The sequence below is a fragment of the Gulosibacter molinativorax genome, from assembly GCF_003010915.2.
Taxonomy (GTDB): Bacteria; Actinomycetota; Actinomycetes; order Actinomycetales; family Microbacteriaceae; genus Gulosibacter; species Gulosibacter molinativorax.
This window is the reverse complement of record NZ_CP028426.1, coordinates 1870447-1889006: the sequence shown is the minus strand read 5'-3', so window position 1 is coordinate 1889006 and position 18560 is coordinate 1870447. Positions and strand designations below refer to the sequence as shown.

Sequence of the window (18560 nt, the reverse complement as noted above, 5' to 3'; positions counted from 1 at the left end):
ATCCGCAGAATGTCTGCAACACGACGACGATTCAGTCAGGAATTCAAGGACGAGTTATGCCGCGAGGTGATCACCACCTCGAAGGCCGTCAAGACGGTAGCCGAGGAATACGGTGTCGGCGCCGAAACCCTCCGCGGCTGGCTCAAGAAGTACCGGGCCGAGCACGCCACCGGAGAACCGGAGGGCGATTTGACTCTCGATGAACGAGCCCGGTTACGAGAACTCGAACGCGAGAACCGGGAACTGCGCACCGAGGCCGCGTTCCTAAAAAAAGCAGCAGCGTACTTCGCGAGGGAGCCACGATAGTGGCGAAGTATGAGTTTATTGACTCCTATGCCCGCGAGCCAGGCGCGCCATCGATCGCGCGGATGTGCGTGTGGCTGGCAGTTTCTCGTTCCGGGTTCTATCACTGGCGCGGCCGCCCGTTATCGGCGACCGCGACCCGCAGGGCGGCGCTGACCTCCCGGATCCGGTACTTCTTCGACGCATCGGACCAGACCTACGGGTACCGGCGGATTCACGCTGATCTGACCGCGGAGGGGACGGAGTGCTCGCCAGAGCTGGTGCGACAGATCATGCGTGACGAGGGCCTGGTGGCCTGTCAACCGCGCCCGTTCCGAACGACGACGCTGGCGGATCGAGAGGCCGCCGAGGGCATGCCAGACCTCGTGCAGCGGGCGTTCACCGCTGACCGGCCTGGCCGCAAATTCGTGGGCGATATTACTTACATTCCCTCGTGGCAGGGGTTCATCTATTTGGCGACCGTGATTGACTGCTATTCGAAGAAAGTTGTGGGCTGGTCGATCGCTGATCACATGCGTACCGAGTTGGTCGAGGACGCGCTCCGGAATGCGGTAGCGACCACCCAGATTGAGCCAGGCGCGATTTTTCATTCGGACCGCGGAAGTGTTTATACCTCCGCGGACTATCGGGCGCTGGTGGCCCGGCTGGGGATGCGGTCTTCGATGGGACGAACTGGCGTGTGTTGGGACAACGCCATGGCGGAATCGTTCTTTTCGGCGTTGAAGAACGAGCGCGTGTACCGCACCGTGTACGCGACGAAACAGCAGGCGCGACGTGATGTGATCAACTACATCGAGGGGTTCTACAACAGTCGCCGTCGCCACTCCGCGTTGGGTTACCAGTACCCCAACGATGTCCATTACAGTTACCGACAGCTGGCACTAGCAGCGTAAGAAAATCCATCAAAACGCTGTCCGAAATCTACGCAGCAGCCCATTACTTTCGAGTGCCGGGTGAGCGGACTGTGGAACTCGTGCTCGCGCATCCGACTGGGCAGACCGAGCTTGCTGAGGGCAAGATTGACGTGCGCCCTGGCGGGTTCAAGTTGCGGCTGCACGCGCACGTCGTCAACACCTCTACCGCGAAGCCCGTGGAGAGGATCATTCGCACGCTGGAGCTCGACGGCGACCGGCTCCGCACCACGTTGGAGATGGAAGCCGTCGGTGTCGAAATAACGCAACACCTCAGTTCGGTGCTGACGCGCGTTGAGCCCGAAAACCACCGGTAACCGCATGCTTGAGCTGGTTGCGGCCGGACCCGAGTAGCGGAGATCGGCGGGGTCGCACGCACCGATCTCGCAGGCGGGCTCGGGAGGATTTCGCCAGGCAATGTTCTGATCGGAGAGGATCCACCATGGCACGCACCTACATCATCACCGGCGCCGGCTCTGGCATCGGCAAGAAAACGGCAGAAATTCTTCGCGAACGCGGCAATACGGTGGTCGGCGTTGACCTCAAAGGCGCTGACGTCGAGGGTGACCTCGGCACCCCAGAGGGCCGCCAGGCTGCGGTCAAAGCCTCGCTTGAGGCGGCGGGTGGCAAGGTGGATGCGGTGATCGCCTGCGCAGGTATCTCTCACCCGATTCCCGCGACTGCGGCGGTCAACTTCTTTGGCATGACCGAATTCCTCGAGGGCATTCGCCCCGTACTCGCTGAGTCCGAAGCCCCGCGCGCGGCACTTATTTCTTCAATGTCGTCCTTGCAGCCACAGTCTCCGGAACTCACTGCGGCGCTCCTCGAGAACGACGAGCCGAAGGCGCTCGAAATTGCGGCCAAGCTCGCCGAAGATCCTCGCCTCGGGAGCATGATCTATGCATCCTCGAAGCGCGCAATCTCACGTTGGGTGCGGGCGCAGTCGGTGACTGCTGACTGGGCGGGTGCAGGCATCCCATTGAATGCTGTTGGCCCGGGGATCGTAATCACGCCGATGACGGCCGATCTCCTTGCGGACGAAGAGACCGCGAAAATGGTCGACGCATCCGTACCGATGCCGCTCAACTCGCATCAGCCAGCCGAATCGATCGCGACCCTCCTCATCTGGCTCACCTCGGTTGAAAACACGCATTGCGCTGGCCAGACGATCTACTCCGATGGCGGTGCCGACGTCGTGCTTCGCGGCGAGGATGCATGGAGCTGGGCAGACGAGCGCGTCGGGGAGTATTTCTCGAAAATGCGTTAGGGCAGCGGGACCGGTCTGCTGCCGTGTGGCTGGTTTTGGCGGATTGATCGGGCCCGTGTTCCGTGAGGTGCAGATAATGCGCATATATCCCTCTGGTGGGGCACATAGGCGCATTATCTGCATCGGAAGCAACGGCCTAGCCAGTGACCCGGTCGCTCGCCTCCGCTCTCGCCCAGAGTCGAGGCTGATGACGCGGATGGAAACGGTTCAGCTTTACCCAATGGTTGGAGGCGAAACTAACGATCCTTTGCCAGGGAAAACGGCGCAGACTTGGGGCAGGAGGGTCAATTTCTCATGGCCCTCCATGATCAAGGGATTCGTCATGGAGACCCTGAACCTCGTCGCTCAGATTGCGGCGATCGTCGGGGCTGTCGCGTTGATTGCGGTTGCCCCGATCGAAATGTTCCAAATCGATAAGCCCTACGCCAAGCGGTTCCTGCATGTGGAGCACGCCAATGACAGAGATGTCGAACTGTGGGCCTTTTGTGTCGGCGCGCGAAACCTCATCGCCGCCGTCGGAGTATTCATCGGCCTGGGGATGATCTGGGCGGGCAACGGAGATGTCGGCACCATAGTCGTCCTTGTTGCTTCCTGGTACATGCTGCTATCGGGCGCGGCAATGGGCGTGGCCGACCTCCTTGGGAAATGGCACCCTCGGGGTGGCAGCGTTGTGGGCGTGCTTGGCTCGGGCATCCCACCACTCGTGGTCATCATTGCGGCGGCGTTCTAACAAAGCACTTGAGGCCGGTAACCCTAGAGTTACCGGCCTCAACGTCATGCGGTCATTTCGATACGCCGCTGTGCGGCTACTCAATGAGCGATACGCGAGCCTTCGGCTTGCACGCGATGACGGGGCGCGCTACTTCGCGACGGGGAGCATGTGTGCGTCGAAGTAGTTCGCGATCTCTTCGCGTGCATCCAGCGGGAAGATGCCCGAGACGTACATGTCGGGGCGGACGACGACGATCGCGCCTTCGCGGCTGATCTCGCGCTCGGCGAAGATTTCGCGACCGTGGCCGGCGCCGAAGATCTGGTTCTGGTCGACGAGACCGAACGGAACCTTGACTGGCTTGAATGCATCCGGAACCTGGTAGGGCTCGAACTCGGTGTACTCCTGCTGGTAGATCACCTTGGTGTCGAAGATCGCATCCTGGTCGCCATCCTGCGGCGTGAACTTGACCCACGGCGAGTCCTCGCTCGTGCGCCACCAGTTGGCGAACTCGGCAGTCGGGGTGCCTTCCTGCGCCGGAGCCGCGGCATCGGCGAAGACGTAGACGCGCCAGCGACCGTCAGCCTCGTGCAGGTGGCCAAGGTGGCGCCAGCGGTTGTCGGAACGGCGGATGACCTCGGCCGACTTGAAGCGCTTGCCGATCGGGTAACCGACGGCGAGCTCCTGGTGCTCGAGGCCGGTCGTGATCATCGACTCCTTGTACTCAGTCATGAACCCGGCGGGGAACTCGAAGGTCGACACGTAGTAGCGCTGAAGCTCGTTCGGGTCCTCCCACTCGTCGACCGGCTTCGCCATGAGCGACGACCACTCCTTGTCGAAGTCGATCAGGTTCTTCGCGACGACACGACGCTCTTCCGAGTAGGTCGAAAGCAGGGATGCGGGGGAGCGGCCTTCGAGTACGGATGCGAGCTTCCAACCCAGGTTGAAACCATCCTGGATCGACACGTTCATACCCTGGCCGGCCTTGGCCGAGTGGGTGTGGCAGGCGTCGCCCATGATGAACGCGTGCGGGGTGAGCTCGCCGCGCTGGTCGTCCTCGAGGTCATCAAAGCCGTCGGTGACGCGGTGCGCGACCTCGTACACCGAGTGCCACGCAACCTCGCGCACATCCACCGAGTACGGCGCGATGATCTTGTTGACCGTGTCGATCATCTGCTCGACAGGGGTCGCGCGGATCTTGCCGGCGTCGCCCTCGTCGAGGTCGCCGAGGTCCACGTACATGCGCACAAGGTAGCCGCCCTCGCGCGGGATGAGTAGGATCTGGCCGTGCTCGTGCGACTGGATTGCGCACTTGAGGTAGTAGTCCGGGAAGTCGGTGTTTGCCATGATGTCGAGCACGCCCCACGCGTGCATCGATGCGTCGCCGTGCAGCTTGTGGCCGAGCGACTTGCGAACACGGCTGCGCGCGCCGTCGCCGCCGACGAGGTACTTGGCGCGAACGGTGCGCTCCTCGCCCTCGCGCTCACCGGCGGTGTAGCGGATGCGCGCCTCGACGGGGTACTCCGCGTCGCGGTCGATGGTGAGGTCGACGAACTCGACGCCGTAGTCGGGAGTCAGGCGGCCCGGTGCGCGCTCTGCTTCGCGCAAGAAGTAGTCGAGGACGCGTGCCTGGTTCACGTAGATGTGCGGGAACTCGCTGATGCCGGTCGCGTCGTCCGGGGCGCGGGAGGTGCGGATGATCTCTGCGGGGTTTTCGGGGTTCGGCTTCCAGAACGCCATCTCAACGTTGCGGTACGACTCTTCGATGATCTCGTTCGCAAAGCCGAAGGCCTGGAACGTCTCGACCGAGCGAGCCTGGATGCCATCGGCCTGGCCAACCTCGAGCCGGCCGTTGCGCTGTTCGATCGCACGGACGTTGATGTTCGGGAACTTGGAGAGCTGGGCGGTCACGGCCACTGCGGCGGGGCCGGTCCCGACGATCAGCACATCCATCTCGTCGGGGATCTCGGTAGGGCGGTCGATGCCGTATCCCGCCGCCTCCTGGATGCGGGGGTCGTGCGATACGTATCCGCGGTGATGGATCTGCATGTGAGTGACTCCTCTTAAGTCGCTTGTTACACCGTTGTATTTGTGTGCATCTCGGGCTGTGTATCTATAGTTGAAACAGCGTCGTAACTATAGATACGAGCATATCGGGTGAGAGTGAGGCCTGCAAGGCAATACTGCTTGTTCAAGGTGCAAATTTCGGGGATAATAAACGATCGGCAATTAATGGAGGCATAACGCTCTATGGGGTCCATGATCCGAACCATGTTTAAGTCCAAGATTCACCGCGCGACCGTGACGCATGCAGACCTGCACTACGTCGGTTCCGTGACGGTCGACCAGGACCTACTCGATGCTGCCGACATTCTTCCGGGCGAACTCGTTTCGATCGTCGACATCACGAACGGTTCGCGCCTCGAGACCTACACGATTGCGGGGGAGCGCGGCTCCGGCGTGATCGGCATCAACGGTGCCGCGGCCCACCTCGTGGACATCGGTGACCTCGTCATTCTGATTACCTACGCGCAGATGGACGACGCGCTCGCGCGCTCCTTCGAGCCCTCCGTCGTCCACGTCGACGCCGACAACAAGATCGTGCAGCTCGGGAACGACCCTTCCGAGGCACTGACCGAAGGTTTGCAGCGGCCGCCGCACGCCCTATTCGGCTAGCAGCGCGCCTGTCTGCAGTTTGCGGCACGCCTGGGTGGTCAGGAAGTAAGGGTGGCGTTGCGGTGCGCTATTCGTGCCGGAAATCGCGGAGCCCCGTAGCGCTCAACGCACGTCTGGGGCGGGGTACCCTCGGGGATGTGTGCACTTCCCTTTGGCCTTGGAGGCGGCCTGACGTCATAGCGTCGCCGACGCGCCGATGAACGGCGCCCGCCAGCTCGCCGCATCCGTCCCGATCCGCACCGCATCCAGCGGCATCCAGATCGCGATCCCGATTCTCGCGGTGCAGGTGCTGAATGACGTTGCCCTCGGTGCACTGCTCGTCGCGCTTGCGCTCCTGCCGAGCATTGTCGCGGCGCCCGTCGTTGGTGCCGTGCTCGACAGCGTGAAACGACCTCGGGTGCCGATGCTCGCATCCGCAATTCTCACCGCCGTGATCTACGTGGTCGCTGGCGGGCTCGGAATCTTGCCGACATGGCTCGTGGCGACGCTGCTCGTGGTGAGTGGGCTCCTCACGCCGTTCGGCTTCGGCGGGTTGTCGAGCTTTGTGGGCCAGTCGGGCAAAGACTCGCACCGGGCCTATTCGCTTGACGCCCTCAGCTATAACCTCAGCGGCGTGGCCGGGCCGGCGATCGTCGCGGTGATTGCGCCGCTGTTTGGCGCCCGGACGTCGATGTTCGTGATGGCCGCGATCGTCCTCATCTCGGTGGCGACCTATCCGCTCATGCCGATGCCCTCGCGCAGCTCTTCGACAAGCGTAGGTATGCTGAAGTCGATGTGGATGGGCGTAACCGCAATCATGACGCGGCGCCCGCTCGTGACGAACGCCTGGTCGGGCGCAACCGTCGAGTTCGCGCGCGGCGCGATGCCAATCGCGGCGATCGGCATCGCGCTTGCGGCGACCGAGGATGCATCGCTCAGCGCAGTGATCGTCTCCGCCTTCGCGCTCGGGGCACTGCTTGGCACCGCGATCGAAACGGCGCGGAAGTCACCGAAGTATCCGGAGCGGACGATGCTGATCGGGTTTGCGCTCACCGGTGTCGCGACGATTATTGCGGCGATCGACATCGGCTTTGTTTGGACAATCATTTTCATTGCGGTCTCCGGTCTCCTCACCGCAGGCGCGACGGCCGCAATGCTGGGGCTGCGTCGGCGAGACAGCCCTCCCGAGGTCGTCGGCCAGGTGTTCACCTTGGGAGCGGCGATGCGCACGGCGGCCAGCGCGGTCGGCACGGCAGTTGCCGGTACGCTCGCGGGGATCGACCCTCTTTGGCTTCTTGGTGGCTCCGGCGTCGTGTGGATTCTCGGTGCCTCGATCATGCTGTTCTACCCGCACCGTCCTCGCTAGGCAGCAGACCCAGCGCGGTGAATTGGCCGGATCCAGTCGGGGAGAGGTCCCTGCTCGGATGCGGTGGTCGGCAATGTCGGAGGCCGGATTTACCGTTGGGCTGAATTCGAGAAAGGGTCCATGATGACGTTCAACCAGCCACCGCCGGAATGGCAGCCTCAGGGGTCGCAGCAGTCGACCCCGCAGTACCAAGACGAAGCAACGCAGCCGATCTACGCAGCGAGCCAAGCGTCCCATGACCCGTATGCACCCGGGTCAGGTTCGGGCTGGGAGCCCAGACGGGAGGACTCGGACCGCAGCTTCACAGTGACCCTCGTGCTGTCGGTGTTCTTAGGTGTGTTCGGGGTCGACCGCTTCTATCTCGGCAAGGTCGGGACAGGGCTCACCAAACTGTTCACGCTTGGCGGAGCGGGCATCTGGTGGTTGGTCGATCTCGTCCTGCTCGCATTGGGGAAGACGCGTGACGCGGCCGGGAACCCGATCGTGCCAACGAAGCAGCAAACCGGAATCGCGTGGTCGGCGATTGCGGGCATCTTTCTCATGGGCTTCGTCCTCAACATCACCGGAGGTGACGATGAACAAGAGCCAGTGGCCGCGGAGCCCGCAGCCACGGTTGAGGAGAGCAGCAAAGCCACGCCGACGGAGGAGCCGGCACCGTCTGAAGCGCCGCAGGACGCGGTGACGGATGCGCCGCAGCTCGTTGAGGTTGATACACCAACCGAGGATGTGTCGGCGCCGGATACCGCGAGCGGTGCGACCGGTCAGGGTGAAGGCGGACAGAGCGACGGCAGTCAGGGCACCAATGGCCAGGGCACAGGCGGACAATCGGAGCCATACATCGAGGAGCAATCGTCGAACAACTCCATGACCGTGAGCCAGCGGGAGGCACTCGAATCGGCAGAGGGGTATCTGTCATTCACTTCATTCTCGCGAAGCGGGCTCATCGAGCAGCTCGAGTTTGAGGGCTTCTCGAATGCCGACGCAACCTTTGCAGCGGACGCCGTCGGCGCAGACTGGGGCGAGCAAGCGATCAAATCTGCCGAGAGCTATCTCGACTTCACGTCGTTCTCGCGAAGCGGGCTCATCGAGCAGCTCGAATTTGAGGGCTTTTCGTCTGATCACGCGACGATGGCTGTCGATTCAGTTACCGTCGACTGGAATGAGCAGGCGGCAGAGTCGGCGCAGAGCTACCTGGATTTCACGTCGTTCTCGAGGTCGGGACTGATCGACCAGCTCCTGTTCGAAGGGTTCACGCAGTCGCAGGCCGAGTACGGCGTCAACGCCGTCGGCCTCTAGGTCTCTAGGCACGCAGCTCGGTAGTTGACACGTGCGCCTCGCGACCCCGGCCATCACCCGTCGTGCGGGCCGCGCATCTCGAGTGCGATCTGTGAGGCATCGAGGTTGGCCAGCGCATCCTCGAGCACGTCGGCATCGAACGTACCGTGATCGCGGGCCTTTAGCAGGGCACGGCGCTCCGCCCGCAGTTTCGCGAGATGGTAGCGCTTCGTCGTGGCGAGGCGCTGCTCTCGGGTGGCGGTGTTCGGAAGCTGCGGCTCGGGCACCGCATCGGCGCCCTCGCGCATCACCTCGAGCAGACGCATCCGTTCCGCTCGCGACTCGGCCTCGACCGACTCGCGATCTACCCTCGGACTGATCATGCGAACGAGCGGCCCGATCGTGCCGCCCTGAATGAGCAGTGACAGGAGCGCGACGGCGAAAGCGATGAGGATGAGCAGCGTGCGCTGCGGAGTGTCGCTCGGCAGGGTCTGGGCGGCGGCGACCGTGACGGCCCCGCGCATCCCCGCCCACACCAGGATCGTGCCCTCGCGCCAACCCAGGGGGTCGCGCAGGAAATACTGAATGTCGGCGACGCTGCGGATGACGCGGCGCGAGTAGTGATTGAGGCCGCTGTCGGACAACGGCAGCCCGCGTTGGGCGAGGCGGTGTCGCGCGCGCTCGCGGCCTTCGGGGTCCTTCAGCTGATCCCCGAAGCCGCGGATGTGCGGCAGCAGCCGCTCGAGTCGTCGTCGGCGCATCGCGAGGATCCACAGGAGCGGGGCGACAAACGCGGCGCGCACGAGGATGATCAGTGCGAGCGCACCGAGGGAGACCCACAGGGCAATGCCGATGCCACCGAGGCCGCGCGTGACGTCCTCGATAATCGCGGTCATCTCGAGGCCCATCGTGAGAAAGACCGTTCCCTCGAGCACGAGCTCGATCGTTCGCCAATTGTGGGCATCCGAGATCCGATTTTGCGGGGTAAACGTCCGGGCCGCTCGCACCCCGGTGATGAGCCCGGCGACGACGGCGGCTACGAGCCCCGACCCACCCAAGAGTTCAGTCGGCAGGGAGGCCGCGAACGGGACGGCAAATGAGATCACGGTGTTCACCGTCGAGTCCGAGATGCGCTTGCGAATCTGCAGATTGAGGAACCCAACAGCAGCACCGATGAGGATCGCGATAATCACCGAGTAAGTAAAGGTACCGATCGTGCCCCAGAACGAGAAGGATGCGGCGGTCGCCACGATCGCAGTCCGGAGCAGTACTAGCGCGGTCGCGTCGTTGAGCAGACTCTCGCCGTCGAGGATCGAGACGACGCGTTTCGAAGCGGCAGTGCGTTTGACGATCGAGGTGGCCACAGCATCCGTTGGGCTCACAATTGCACCGAGCGCGACGCCCCAAGCGAACCCAAGGCCGGGCACCACGAGCATGAAGAACAGGCCGAGGGCCAGCGCGCTGCCGACCACCAAGAACACCGAGAGCCCGCTGATCGCGCCGAACTCCCGGCGAAAATTCATCGTGGGCATCGACACCGCCGAAGAATAGAGGAGCGGCGGAAGTATGCCCTGCAGCACGAGCTCGGGGTTGACCTCGAAGTTGTTGAAGAGCGGTAGGAAACTCGCGGCCACGCCAACCAGGACGAGCAGCAGAGGCGAGGCCACGCCGAACTTTGGGCCGATGAGGGTCGAGGCCGCGATCACGAGCAGTCCGAGCACGAGCCCGACGAGCAGTTCAATCATGGCGGCTCCTCTCCCGAGCGATTATTGACCGCGCGCGCTGGCAGTTTCTGGATGCGCACCTGGGATTCGGGGTGAACGAACACGCTGCAGAATAGAAGGTATGCAGGTAACGACAACGACTCTCGAGATGCTCGAGGCACCGACGGGCGAGGCGCGGCCGTTCCCCGAAGGCGTCCGCGTTGATCGAGCGATCTCGGTCTCCCGAATACGCGCGCTTCCTTTACGGCCTCGTTGGCGGGCCGTGGTTCTGGACGGACCGTCTCTGGTGGTCGCGGGAGCAGTGGGAGGAAGAACTCGCGGTGCCGGGAACCGAGTTCTGGATTCCCTACGGTGGCGGCGTACCGCTCGGATACCTGCAATTACAGCCGATCGTGCACGAAGACGGCACCCACGTTGAGGTTCGCTACTTCGGCATTATTGAATCGGCGATTGGTGACGGCCTCGGCGGGACGCTGCTCGAACACGAGGTGCGCGCGGCGTGGGCGCTCCCGGAGCGGTTTGCATCGCTCGACCTGCCTCCGGTCACGCGGGTGTGGGTGCACACGTGCTCCCTCGACGGTCCCGCGGCGCTCGCGAATTATCAGGCCCGGGGTTTCGAGGTGTGCGACGTCTCGGTCACCGAGGAGTCGCATCCGGATGAACCGCTCGGCTCGTGGGTCTCGACCGGCGGTACCGCTGCGGCAAGCGACATCTAGGCAGTCGGCCGGCCGGCGAGTAGTTGCGAAGCGACGTAGCGAGCTGCCCGCCCGACAATCGAAAGAGGGTGGGTGCCACAGCAAGATCGTTGTTGCGGTACCCACCCTCCGGTTCCGGTGCTGCTACTTCAGGTAGCGGCTGTACGCCGGGGTGGTGAGGAAGTCCGGGAACTCCTCGCCGAGGACGAGCTCCTTGAGGAACTCTGCAGCCTCGGCCGCGCGGTTGCCCTCGATCTCGGAGAGCTCGCCCGCATAGCGGTCAATGAAGTAGTCGACGCGCTCGCGAACTACCGGTCGGCCCTCTTCGGTGATGACGCCCTGGTTGATCCACTGCCACAGCTGCGAGCGGGAGATCTCGGCGGTCGCCGCATCCTCCATGAGGTTGTCGATCGCCGCGGCACCCTGGCCGCGCAGCCAGCTGTCGATGTAGCGCAGTGCCACGAAGATGTTCTGGCGGATTCCAGCGTTCGTGACGCTGCCGCCTTCGACGCGGAGGTCGATGAGGTCCTCGGCAGTCACCTCGACATCGTCGCGCTGGCGGTCGACCTGGTTTGGTCGGTCACCGAGTACGGCGTCGAGCTCGGCGCGGGCCACCGGCACGAGGTCGGGATGCGCAACCCAGGTTCCGTCGAAGCCGTCGCGTGCCTCGCGGCGCTTGTCGTCGGCGACCTTCTCGAACGCCTGCTCGGTGATCTCAGGGTCGCGGCGGTTTGGGATGAACGCGCTCATGCCGCCGATCGCGTGCGCCCCACGGCGATGGCAAGTCCTTACGAGGAGCTCGGTGTAGGCCCGCATGAACGGTACCGTCATCGTGAGCTGGTTACGGTCCGGCAGGATGAAGTCGCGGCCGCGGTTGCGGAACGTCTTGATGATGCTGAACAGGTAGTCCCAGCGACCCGCGTTGAGGCCCGCGCAGTGGTCGCGCAGTTCGTAGAGAATCTCATCCATCTCGAACGCCGCGGTGATCGTTTCGATCAGCACGGTCGCGCGGATCGTGCCGTGCTCGATCCCGAGTGCTTCCTCGGCGAAGGTGAACGCCTCGTTCCACAGGCGCGCCTCGAGGTGCGACTCAAGCTTCGGCAGGTAGAAGTACGGTCCGCTACCGCGAGCGATCAGCTCGTGCGCGTTGTGGAACACGTAGAGGCCGAAGTCGACGAGCGAACCCGAGACCGTGCCACGACCACCCTTGGGGTCGGTGTACTGCAGATGCTGCTCGGTGAGGTGCCAGCCACGCGGCCGGAACACGATCGTCGGGGTCTCCTCACCGAGGCGGTATTCCTTGCCCTCGGGGGAGACGAAGTCGATCTCACGACGGATCGCGTCGCGGAGGTTGATCTGTCCGCCGATCATGTTCGACCACGTGGGGCTCAGCGAGTCTTCGTGGTCGGCGAGCCACACCTTCGCGCCCGAGTTCATCGCGTTGATCGTCATCTTGCGGTCGGTGGGACCGGTGATTTCGACGCGACGGTCGACGAGGCCGGGGCCAGCCCCGGCGACGCGCCAGGATGCATCCTCACGAATCTCCTTCGTCTCGGGGAGGAACTCGGGCGACGAACCCGCGGCAAAGCGGGCCTGGCGGTCGCGGCGAGCCTTGAGACGATCGCAACGGCGGCGCGCGAAGCGGTCGTGGAGCGCCGCGATGAACGTGAGCGCCTCCTCGGAGAGAATTTCGTCGAACCCGGGTTCGAGCGGTCCGAGGACCTCGATCCGGCCACGCGGGGTGGTCGAGTCTGCGGTGAAGGACGGGTCGAGAACGGTGATTGGAGAAGTCATGAGCTTGGCCTTTCTGGCAGCGCTGGCAGGTGTGGCTAGGGGTGGGGAATCAGTGGAACTGTTCGGCTTCGGTCGAGCCAACGAGCGCGAGCGTCGCGCTGTTCGGGTTTAGTGCGGTGGAGATCTTGTCGAAGTAGCCGGTGCCGACCTCGGCCTGGTGACGGTGAGCGGTGAAACCGCGCGACTCGGCAGCGAACTCTGCCTCCTGCAGCTCGACGTACGCGGCCATCTGGCGGTCGTTGTACTGCTGTGCGAGATCGAACATCCCGTAGTTGAGCGAGTGGAATCCGGCGAGGGTGATGAACTGGAACGCGTAGCCCATCGCGGAGAGCTCGCGCTGGAACTTCGCGATCTGGTCGTCGTCGAGGTGGCGCTTCCAGTTGAAGCTCGGGGAGCAGTTGTACGAGAGCAACTGGTCCGGGAAGTCCTGGTGGATGCGGTCGGCGAACTTCTTCGCAAGCTCGAGGTCCGGCTCCGCCGACTCAACCCACAGGAGGTCGGCGTACTCGGCGTACGCGAGGCCGCGGGCGATTACCGGCTCGATGCCCGGCTCGACCTCGTAGAAGCCCTCGGCAGTGCGCTCGCCGGTGAGGAACGGCTGGTCGCGCTCATCGATGTCGCTCGTGATCAAGTTGGCGGCGAGCGCGTCGGTGCGGGCGATGATGATGCTCGGGGTGTTCGCGACGTCGGCCGCGAGGCGGGCAGCGTTCAGGGTGCGGATGTGCTGGCTCGTCGGGATGAGCACCTTGCCGCCCATGTGACCGCACTTCTTCTCACTCGCGAGCTGGTCTTCCCAGTGGACGCCCGCGGCGCCAGCCTCGATCATGTTGAGCATGAGCTCGTAGGCGTTGAGCGGTCCGCCGAAGCCGGCCTCCGCATCCGCCACGATCGGGGCGAGCCACTCACGCGAGTTCGTGCCGGTCTCGGCGAACTCGATCTGTGCCGCGCGCTGGAGCGCGTTGTTGATGCGGCGGACGACCGCGGGAACCGAGTTGGCCGGGTAGAGGCTCTGGTCCGGGTAGGTCTTGCCCGAGAGGTTGGCGTCGGCGGCGACCTGCCAGCCGGAGAGGTAGATGGCCTTCAGGCCTGCGCGTACCTGCTGCACGGCCTGGTTGCCGGTCAGCGCACCGAGGGCGCGGACCCACGACTCGGGGTCTTCGTGGTTTTGCTTGATGAGGTCCCACAGGGTCTCGGCGCCGCGACGGGCGAGGGTGCGCTCTTCCTGGACGGGGCCGCGGAGGGAGACAACATCTTCGGCGGAGTAGTCGCGGCGAACGTTCGCCCAGCGGGGGTCGACGTCCCACTCGGTAGCGAGCTCGGCTGCGGTCTGGGTCTGGTCGCCGGGGCGGGTGATCTGTGTCATGGGTGACTCCTTCGTCGGGCTGCGATCGAGCGTTGGTTTCGATCTGCTGGTTGGGATCTGCATCTACCTTCGCCCCGCAGCAAGCCCGAACTGTGCGATTCTCGGACAGAACTTTTCCAAAAGTTCTGCTGGGCAGAAGTTTCGGGCTATGGCATGCTTGCGACATGGCACACAACGACGTGGTGCTCGAGCACGATGAAGACGTGTACGATCCACTGCTTATTGGTAAACGCATCCGGGCGCACCGCCGCGCCCGGGGTCTCTCCCTCAATGAACTCGCGGAACGGCTCGGCCGCGCCCCTTCGCAGGTCTCCGTGATTGAAAATGGTCGCCGCGAATTGAAGCTCGGCGAGCTACAGCGCCTGGCGCGCATCCTCGCGGTATCGGTGGATGACCTGCTCAGCACCGAGGCGCCTTCGCGGCGGGCCGAGCTGGAGATCGCGCTGGAGCGGGCGCAGCAGGGTGCGCTCTACAAAAGTCTGCCGCTGCCTGAGCTGCCGGTGCGCAAGACACTGAGCGACGAGGCGATCGAAACCATCTTGGGGCTGCACGAAGAGCTGCGCCGCCTGCACGAAGAGCGCGCGGCCACGCCAGAGGAGGCCCGGCGCGTCAACGGTCAGCTGCGTGCGGAGCAATCGCGAGCCGGGAACTATTACCCCGAGCTCGAAGCGATCGCCGCGGATCTCCTCAAGCACATCAACTATCGCCGCGGACCGCTTTCGCAGCGTCGCGTAGGCGAGCTGGCCGCCGCGCTCGGGTTCACGTTGCACTCGGTTCGCGACCTGCCACGCTCCGCCCGCAGCATCACCGACACCGAGAACAAGCGGATCTACCTGCCGATCGGTCGGGGCGCATCCGACTCGCGATCGACCGTGCTGCAGGCGCTCGCGGCGCACGAGCTCGGGAAGGGTGAGCCGAACGATTATGGCGAGCTACTGCGGCAGCGGGTTGAGACGAACTACCTCGCGGGTGCGCTCCTCGTGCCCGAGGCGAGCGCGCTGAAGTTCCTGTCAGAGGCCAAAACGGACCACGAGCTTTCGGTCGAGGACCTCCGCGACGAGTTCGCCGTGAGCTACGAGACGGCTGGGCACCGCTTCAGCAATCTCGCGACTGAGCACCTCGGTATTCCGGTGCACTTCCTCAAGATGCACTCGAGCGGCACCATCTTGAAGGCCTATCAGAACGACGACGTGCAGTTCCCGACGGATGCGCTTGGCGCGGTCGAGGGGCAGATCGTGTGCCGCTGGTGGAGCGCGCAGCAGGTTTTCCGGACGGAGGACCGGATGACGCCGTTCTACCAGTACACCGACAAGCCAGCCGGCACATACTGGTGCACCTCGCACATCGAATCGGGCTCCGCCGGTGAATTCTCGATCTCTGTGGGCACGAGCTTCGAGCATGCCAAGTGGTTCCGGGGCAGGGAGACGAAGCGCCGCTTCACCTCGACCTGCCCCCAACCGTCGTGCTGTCGCGAACCGGATGCGGCGCTCTCGGAACGCTGGGACGGCGCGGTTTGGCCGAGTGCTCGGCTCAACGCCTCGCTGCTCGCGGCGATGCCTTCGGGCACCTTTACCGGCGTCGACCGCGTGCAGATGCTTGAGTTCATCGATCGCCACGCGCCGCTCGAGGGTTGATCGCTAGGTGCCAGGCGGCAACCGGCCGCCTGGCACAACGCGAGGGCTGACCGCCACACGCCAGGCGTTCCGAAACCTCGTTGACCGTGCAGCAATAGTCACGGCGCTGACTGATCACGCAGCTCGTCAGCGGTAGCTGTCTCGGCGATGGCGTGTGTGGAGGACGAGCACGACGAGTTCGCCGTCATCGATGTCGTAAACGATGCGGTACTCGCCGACGCGCACTCGCCATGCGCCCCCACTATCGACGAGTCGTTTGGCGGCCGGCGGACGAGGGGTCTCGGTGAGGAGTTCGATGGCGGCTTGGATGCGTCGCTTCGTATGGGCGTCAAGCTTGCGTAGTTCTCGCGCCGCGGCGGGCGACAGCACAACGCGATAGGTCACGAGAGACCGAGCTCGGCTTTGACCTCGTCCCACGGAATCGGGCTCGCACCGGTCTCTGCCATTTCGCGACGCGCGGCGTTGGCGGCAGTGGCATCCTCGAAGTCCTCGAGTCGCTCGAGGATGCCGTCGAGCGTATCCGCATCGATGATCGCGGCCACGCGACGACCATGTTTCGTGAGGTAGACAGTCTCGTGGGCAAGGTGGACCCGGTCGACGAGCGTGCCCAGCTGCTGCTTGGCGACGGAAATCGGCAGGCTCTCGTTCATGGTCAAATCATACCAATTGATCGATTTGACCGGAAGGCTGGGTGCACTATGCAAGGTCATCGGGTGTGATCTGCCAGAATCCGTGTCGGTTCAGCGCGAACTGTGCTCGGAGCGAGACCTCGGCTTCCTTGGCCGCGATCGCGAGCGCGCGTGCCCACTCGATCGTGTCGGGATCGCCGGCGTCGGTGTCCTCCCAGACGAGAACGAGGGTCGAGCCCTCCACAAAATCGAGCATGTCCCCGAGCCGCGAGGCCAATGCGCTGGCGAACCGCACGCGGCCAAACGGGGGCTCGTCGACCAGCGTGTTGGGCGTGGCCGGGTAGTTTTCGAGCGGCATCACGGGCCCGGTGACGCGGTGGTCCTCGTCGAGGAAGAAGATCCACACAGCTCGTTCGTCGGGGGTGTCGAAAATGAGCGAGAGCGTTTCGTAAAGCTTGGCGTCGGTGTTGAGGATGCGGTCGGCGAGGTTGTTCGGCGCTGTCGTTGTCATGCGCCTATCGTGCGACGATTCCGGGCCGATCGGCGCATGCAATTCGTTTCCGTGGATAACCTCGGCGCCGGGCAGCAAATGTGGATAACTCAGACATCTCGAGCTCTCGGCTGCCGTGGCTAGTCGCAGCCGCCGAGCGCTCCGCGAAGCCTGCGCAGTCCCTCGCTCAGCGCATCCGAGCTGAGGTGCGCGTAGCCGATCACGATGGTTCCGCGAGCGTCGCCATCCTGCTGCGGGTCGCGGCCGGTCTGTCGCCAATAGTCGGCGCCGGGGGAGACCAGCACCCCCGCCTTCTCGCAGGCCGCGAGCACCTTCGCTTCGGGTAGCTTCGTGCGAATCACCGCATGGAGGCCGCCGTCCATCGGCGACACCGCGGCTCCCGAGACGTCGCCGAGCGCCTCGAGGACGAGGCCTCGTCGCTGTCGATAGGTGCGGCGCATCCTTGCGGTGTGCCGGCGTAGCTCACCCGACGCGAGGTACTCGGCGAACGCGTGCTGCACGAGTGCCGACACCGGCGTCCCGAGATCCCGGCGTGTGGCGAGAAGTCGCTCACGAAGCGCATCTGACACGCAGAGCATTCCAATGCCCAGGCTGGGTGCGACGGTGGTGGAGAACGTGCCGAGGAGCGCGACGCTGCCGTCCCGGCTGTCGTCGAGGGCGGTGAGGGTGGGGAGGGGCTGGCCGACGTAGCGCAGTTCCGAGTCGTAGTCGTCCTCGACGATCAGCACCTGTTCGCGGCGGGCCCATTCGAGGAGCTCGATGCGCCGGTCGATCGGCAGCGAGCCGCCGAGCGGATACTGGTGGCTCGGGGTGACGATCACGAGATCGGGGCGCTTCGGTCCGACGGGCAGCATGTCGGTGCGCAGGCCCGCGTGGTCGACCTCGAGCGCGACGAGTTCCGCACCAAGTCGCTGCGCGGTGCGGCGGAGCGAAGGGTAGCCAGGCGACTCGACTCCCACCCGAAGCGCGCGTCCGCCTTCCAGCTCCGAGGCAAGCGTCTGAATGATGAGGGCGAGGCCTTCGCGCCCGCCGGCGGTGACGAGAAACTGATCCGGATCGCGGGCGAGGCCGCGCATCCGCCGAAAGTGCTCGGCCAAATTGCCGCGGAGTCGATCGTCGCCGGCCAGCGGGATCGAGGCGAGCTGCGCATCCGCCGCGACGCGCCACGCTCGACGCCACGCTGGCGTGTGGAGCCAGTCGGTCGCGGGGCGACCGGGCAGCATGTCTATGGCGTCGTGAGGGCGCAGGTGCGAGGGTGCTGCCTCCGGCTTGATGGGGTGGGGCACGTGGCTGTGCGTCCTATCGTGTGATGTGGACGCCGCTGCGGAAGCAGTCGCGGTGGTGCGGGCGTCGTTCTTCCGCGTGGGCGACGCCGCAGCAGGCTCGTGCGCGGGATGCGTCTGCCGCAGCCGCGGGTTGATCCGCGTTGCCGAGCCGCGCTCGCCGGTGAGGTAGCCCTCGGCGGTGAGCTGCTCATACGCCGAGACCACCGTGCCGCGGGAGACGCCGAGCCTCGCGGCCCAGGCTCGGGTCGAAGGGAGCTCGTCGCCGGGGAGAAGCGCGCCGCGATCGATCAGCTCCCGAACGGCCCGCGCGAGCTGCAGCGGGAGCGAGAGCTGGCCGTCGCGATCGAGCTCGATCGGGACCTCGGGAATTGACGTGGAGCGCATCCAATCAGTGTTGCATAAGTGGTCTATTGAAGTGGTGTAAAAGTGGATCTGGAA

Annotated in this window: 17 protein-coding genes; 9 read left to right on the top strand and 8 right to left on the bottom strand. The window is 64.6% G+C overall.

Translation table 11 applies throughout. The annotated features are described in order from the left end of the window. Positions 1-9: 9 nt before the first annotated feature. From GMOLON4_RS08895 to GMOLON4_RS08880, 4 genes are all read left to right on the top strand, one after another. A protein-coding gene (locus tag GMOLON4_RS08895; RefSeq protein WP_265415360.1) for an IS3 family transposase occupies positions 10-1196 on the top strand; the annotation gives its coding sequence in 2 pieces (ribosomal slippage) (positions 10-280 and positions 280-1196; 1188 coding nt in all). Between the two features lie 71 nt (positions 1197-1267). After that, on the top strand, positions 1268-1531 hold the full coding sequence (locus tag GMOLON4_RS08890; RefSeq protein WP_051266727.1) for an FABP family protein: 264 nt from the start codon (positions 1268-1270) through the stop codon (positions 1529-1531). 125 nt (positions 1532-1656) lie between these two features. Next, on the top strand, positions 1657-2481 hold the full coding sequence (locus GMOLON4_RS08885; protein WP_026936787.1) for an SDR family oxidoreductase: 825 nt from the start codon (positions 1657-1659) through the stop codon (positions 2479-2481). 196 nt (positions 2482-2677) lie between these two features. Further along, complete coding sequence (locus tag GMOLON4_RS08880; RefSeq protein WP_265576745.1) at positions 2678-3211, top strand: DUF1304 family protein; 534 nt, start codon at positions 2678-2680, stop codon at positions 3209-3211. 129 nt (positions 3212-3340) lie between these two features. Here the strand turns inward: GMOLON4_RS08880 and GMOLON4_RS08875 are convergent, their stop codons facing one another. Beyond that, positions 3341-5239 (bottom strand): FAD-dependent monooxygenase, encoded by a 1899-nt coding sequence (locus GMOLON4_RS08875; RefSeq protein ID WP_026936785.1) that lies wholly within the window; start codon positions 5237-5239, stop codon positions 3341-3343. A gap of 210 nt (positions 5240-5449) precedes the next feature. Here GMOLON4_RS08875 and panD point away from each other — a divergent pair, with 210 nt between their 5' ends. From panD to GMOLON4_RS08860, 3 genes are all read left to right on the top strand, one after another. Continuing rightward, entirely contained in the window at positions 5450-5866 is a 417-nt protein-coding gene (gene panD, locus GMOLON4_RS08870) for an aspartate 1-decarboxylase (RefSeq protein WP_026936784.1), read from the top strand. Positions 5867-6062: 196 nt separating this feature from the next. Further along, positions 6063-7211: an MFS transporter gene (locus GMOLON4_RS08865; RefSeq protein ID WP_026936783.1), complete on the top strand. Its 1149-nt coding sequence runs from the start codon at positions 6063-6065 to the stop codon at positions 7209-7211. 120 nt (positions 7212-7331) lie between these two features. Further along, entirely contained in the window at positions 7332-8507 is a 1176-nt protein-coding gene (locus GMOLON4_RS08860; protein ID WP_084147468.1) for an Ltp family lipoprotein, read from the top strand. A gap of 53 nt (positions 8508-8560) precedes the next feature. On the opposite strand, the gene GMOLON4_RS08855 is transcribed toward GMOLON4_RS08860, so the two are convergent. Next, a complete protein-coding gene (locus tag GMOLON4_RS08855; protein WP_026936782.1) occupies positions 8561-10231 on the bottom strand; it encodes a cation:proton antiporter in 1671 nt (556 codons plus the stop codon). A gap of 179 nt (positions 10232-10410) precedes the next feature. On the opposite strand from GMOLON4_RS08855, the gene GMOLON4_RS08850 reads away from it, so the two are divergent. Then, positions 10411-10926, top strand: coding sequence for a hypothetical protein (locus tag GMOLON4_RS08850; protein ID WP_051266725.1), 516 nt, complete (start codon positions 10411-10413; stop codon positions 10924-10926). Between the two features lie 123 nt (positions 10927-11049). Here the strand turns inward: GMOLON4_RS08850 and aceB are convergent, their stop codons facing one another. Next, positions 11050-12699 (bottom strand): malate synthase A, encoded by a 1650-nt coding sequence (aceB, locus tag GMOLON4_RS08845; protein WP_026936781.1) that lies wholly within the window; start codon positions 12697-12699, stop codon positions 11050-11052. Positions 12700-12748: 49 nt separating this feature from the next. Further along, complete coding sequence (aceA, locus tag GMOLON4_RS08840) at positions 12749-14062, bottom strand: isocitrate lyase (protein WP_026936780.1); 1314 nt, start codon at positions 14060-14062, stop codon at positions 12749-12751. Positions 14063-14226: 164 nt separating this feature from the next. Between aceA and GMOLON4_RS08835 the strand changes: the two genes are divergently transcribed. Beyond that, complete coding sequence (locus GMOLON4_RS08835; protein WP_026936779.1) at positions 14227-15696, top strand: helix-turn-helix transcriptional regulator; 1470 nt, start codon at positions 14227-14229, stop codon at positions 15694-15696. A gap of 126 nt (positions 15697-15822) precedes the next feature. Here the strand turns inward: GMOLON4_RS08835 and GMOLON4_RS08830 are convergent, their stop codons facing one another. The 4 genes from GMOLON4_RS08830 to pdxR all read right to left on the bottom strand — a co-directional run bounded on the left by GMOLON4_RS08830 (position 15823) and on the right by pdxR (position 18506). Further along, positions 15823-16080: a type II toxin-antitoxin system RelE family toxin gene (locus GMOLON4_RS08830; protein ID WP_026936778.1), complete on the bottom strand. Its 258-nt coding sequence runs from the start codon at positions 16078-16080 to the stop codon at positions 15823-15825. After that, the gene (locus GMOLON4_RS08825) at positions 16077-16346 is read right to left on the bottom strand and encodes a type II toxin-antitoxin system Phd/YefM family antitoxin (protein WP_026936777.1); all 270 of its coding nucleotides are present in this window, start codon (positions 16344-16346) and stop codon (positions 16077-16079) included. Before GMOLON4_RS08825 ends, GMOLON4_RS08830 begins: the two co-directional genes overlap by 4 nt. Positions 16347-16392: 46 nt before the next feature. Beyond that, a complete protein-coding gene (locus GMOLON4_RS08820) occupies positions 16393-16836 on the bottom strand; it encodes a hypothetical protein (protein WP_146137448.1) in 444 nt (147 codons plus the stop codon). A 119-nt stretch (positions 16837-16955) separates the two neighbouring features. Further along, a complete protein-coding gene (pdxR, locus tag GMOLON4_RS08815; protein WP_035732620.1) occupies positions 16956-18506 on the bottom strand; it encodes a MocR-like pyridoxine biosynthesis transcription factor PdxR in 1551 nt (516 codons plus the stop codon). Positions 18507-18560: the final 54 nt, after the last annotated feature.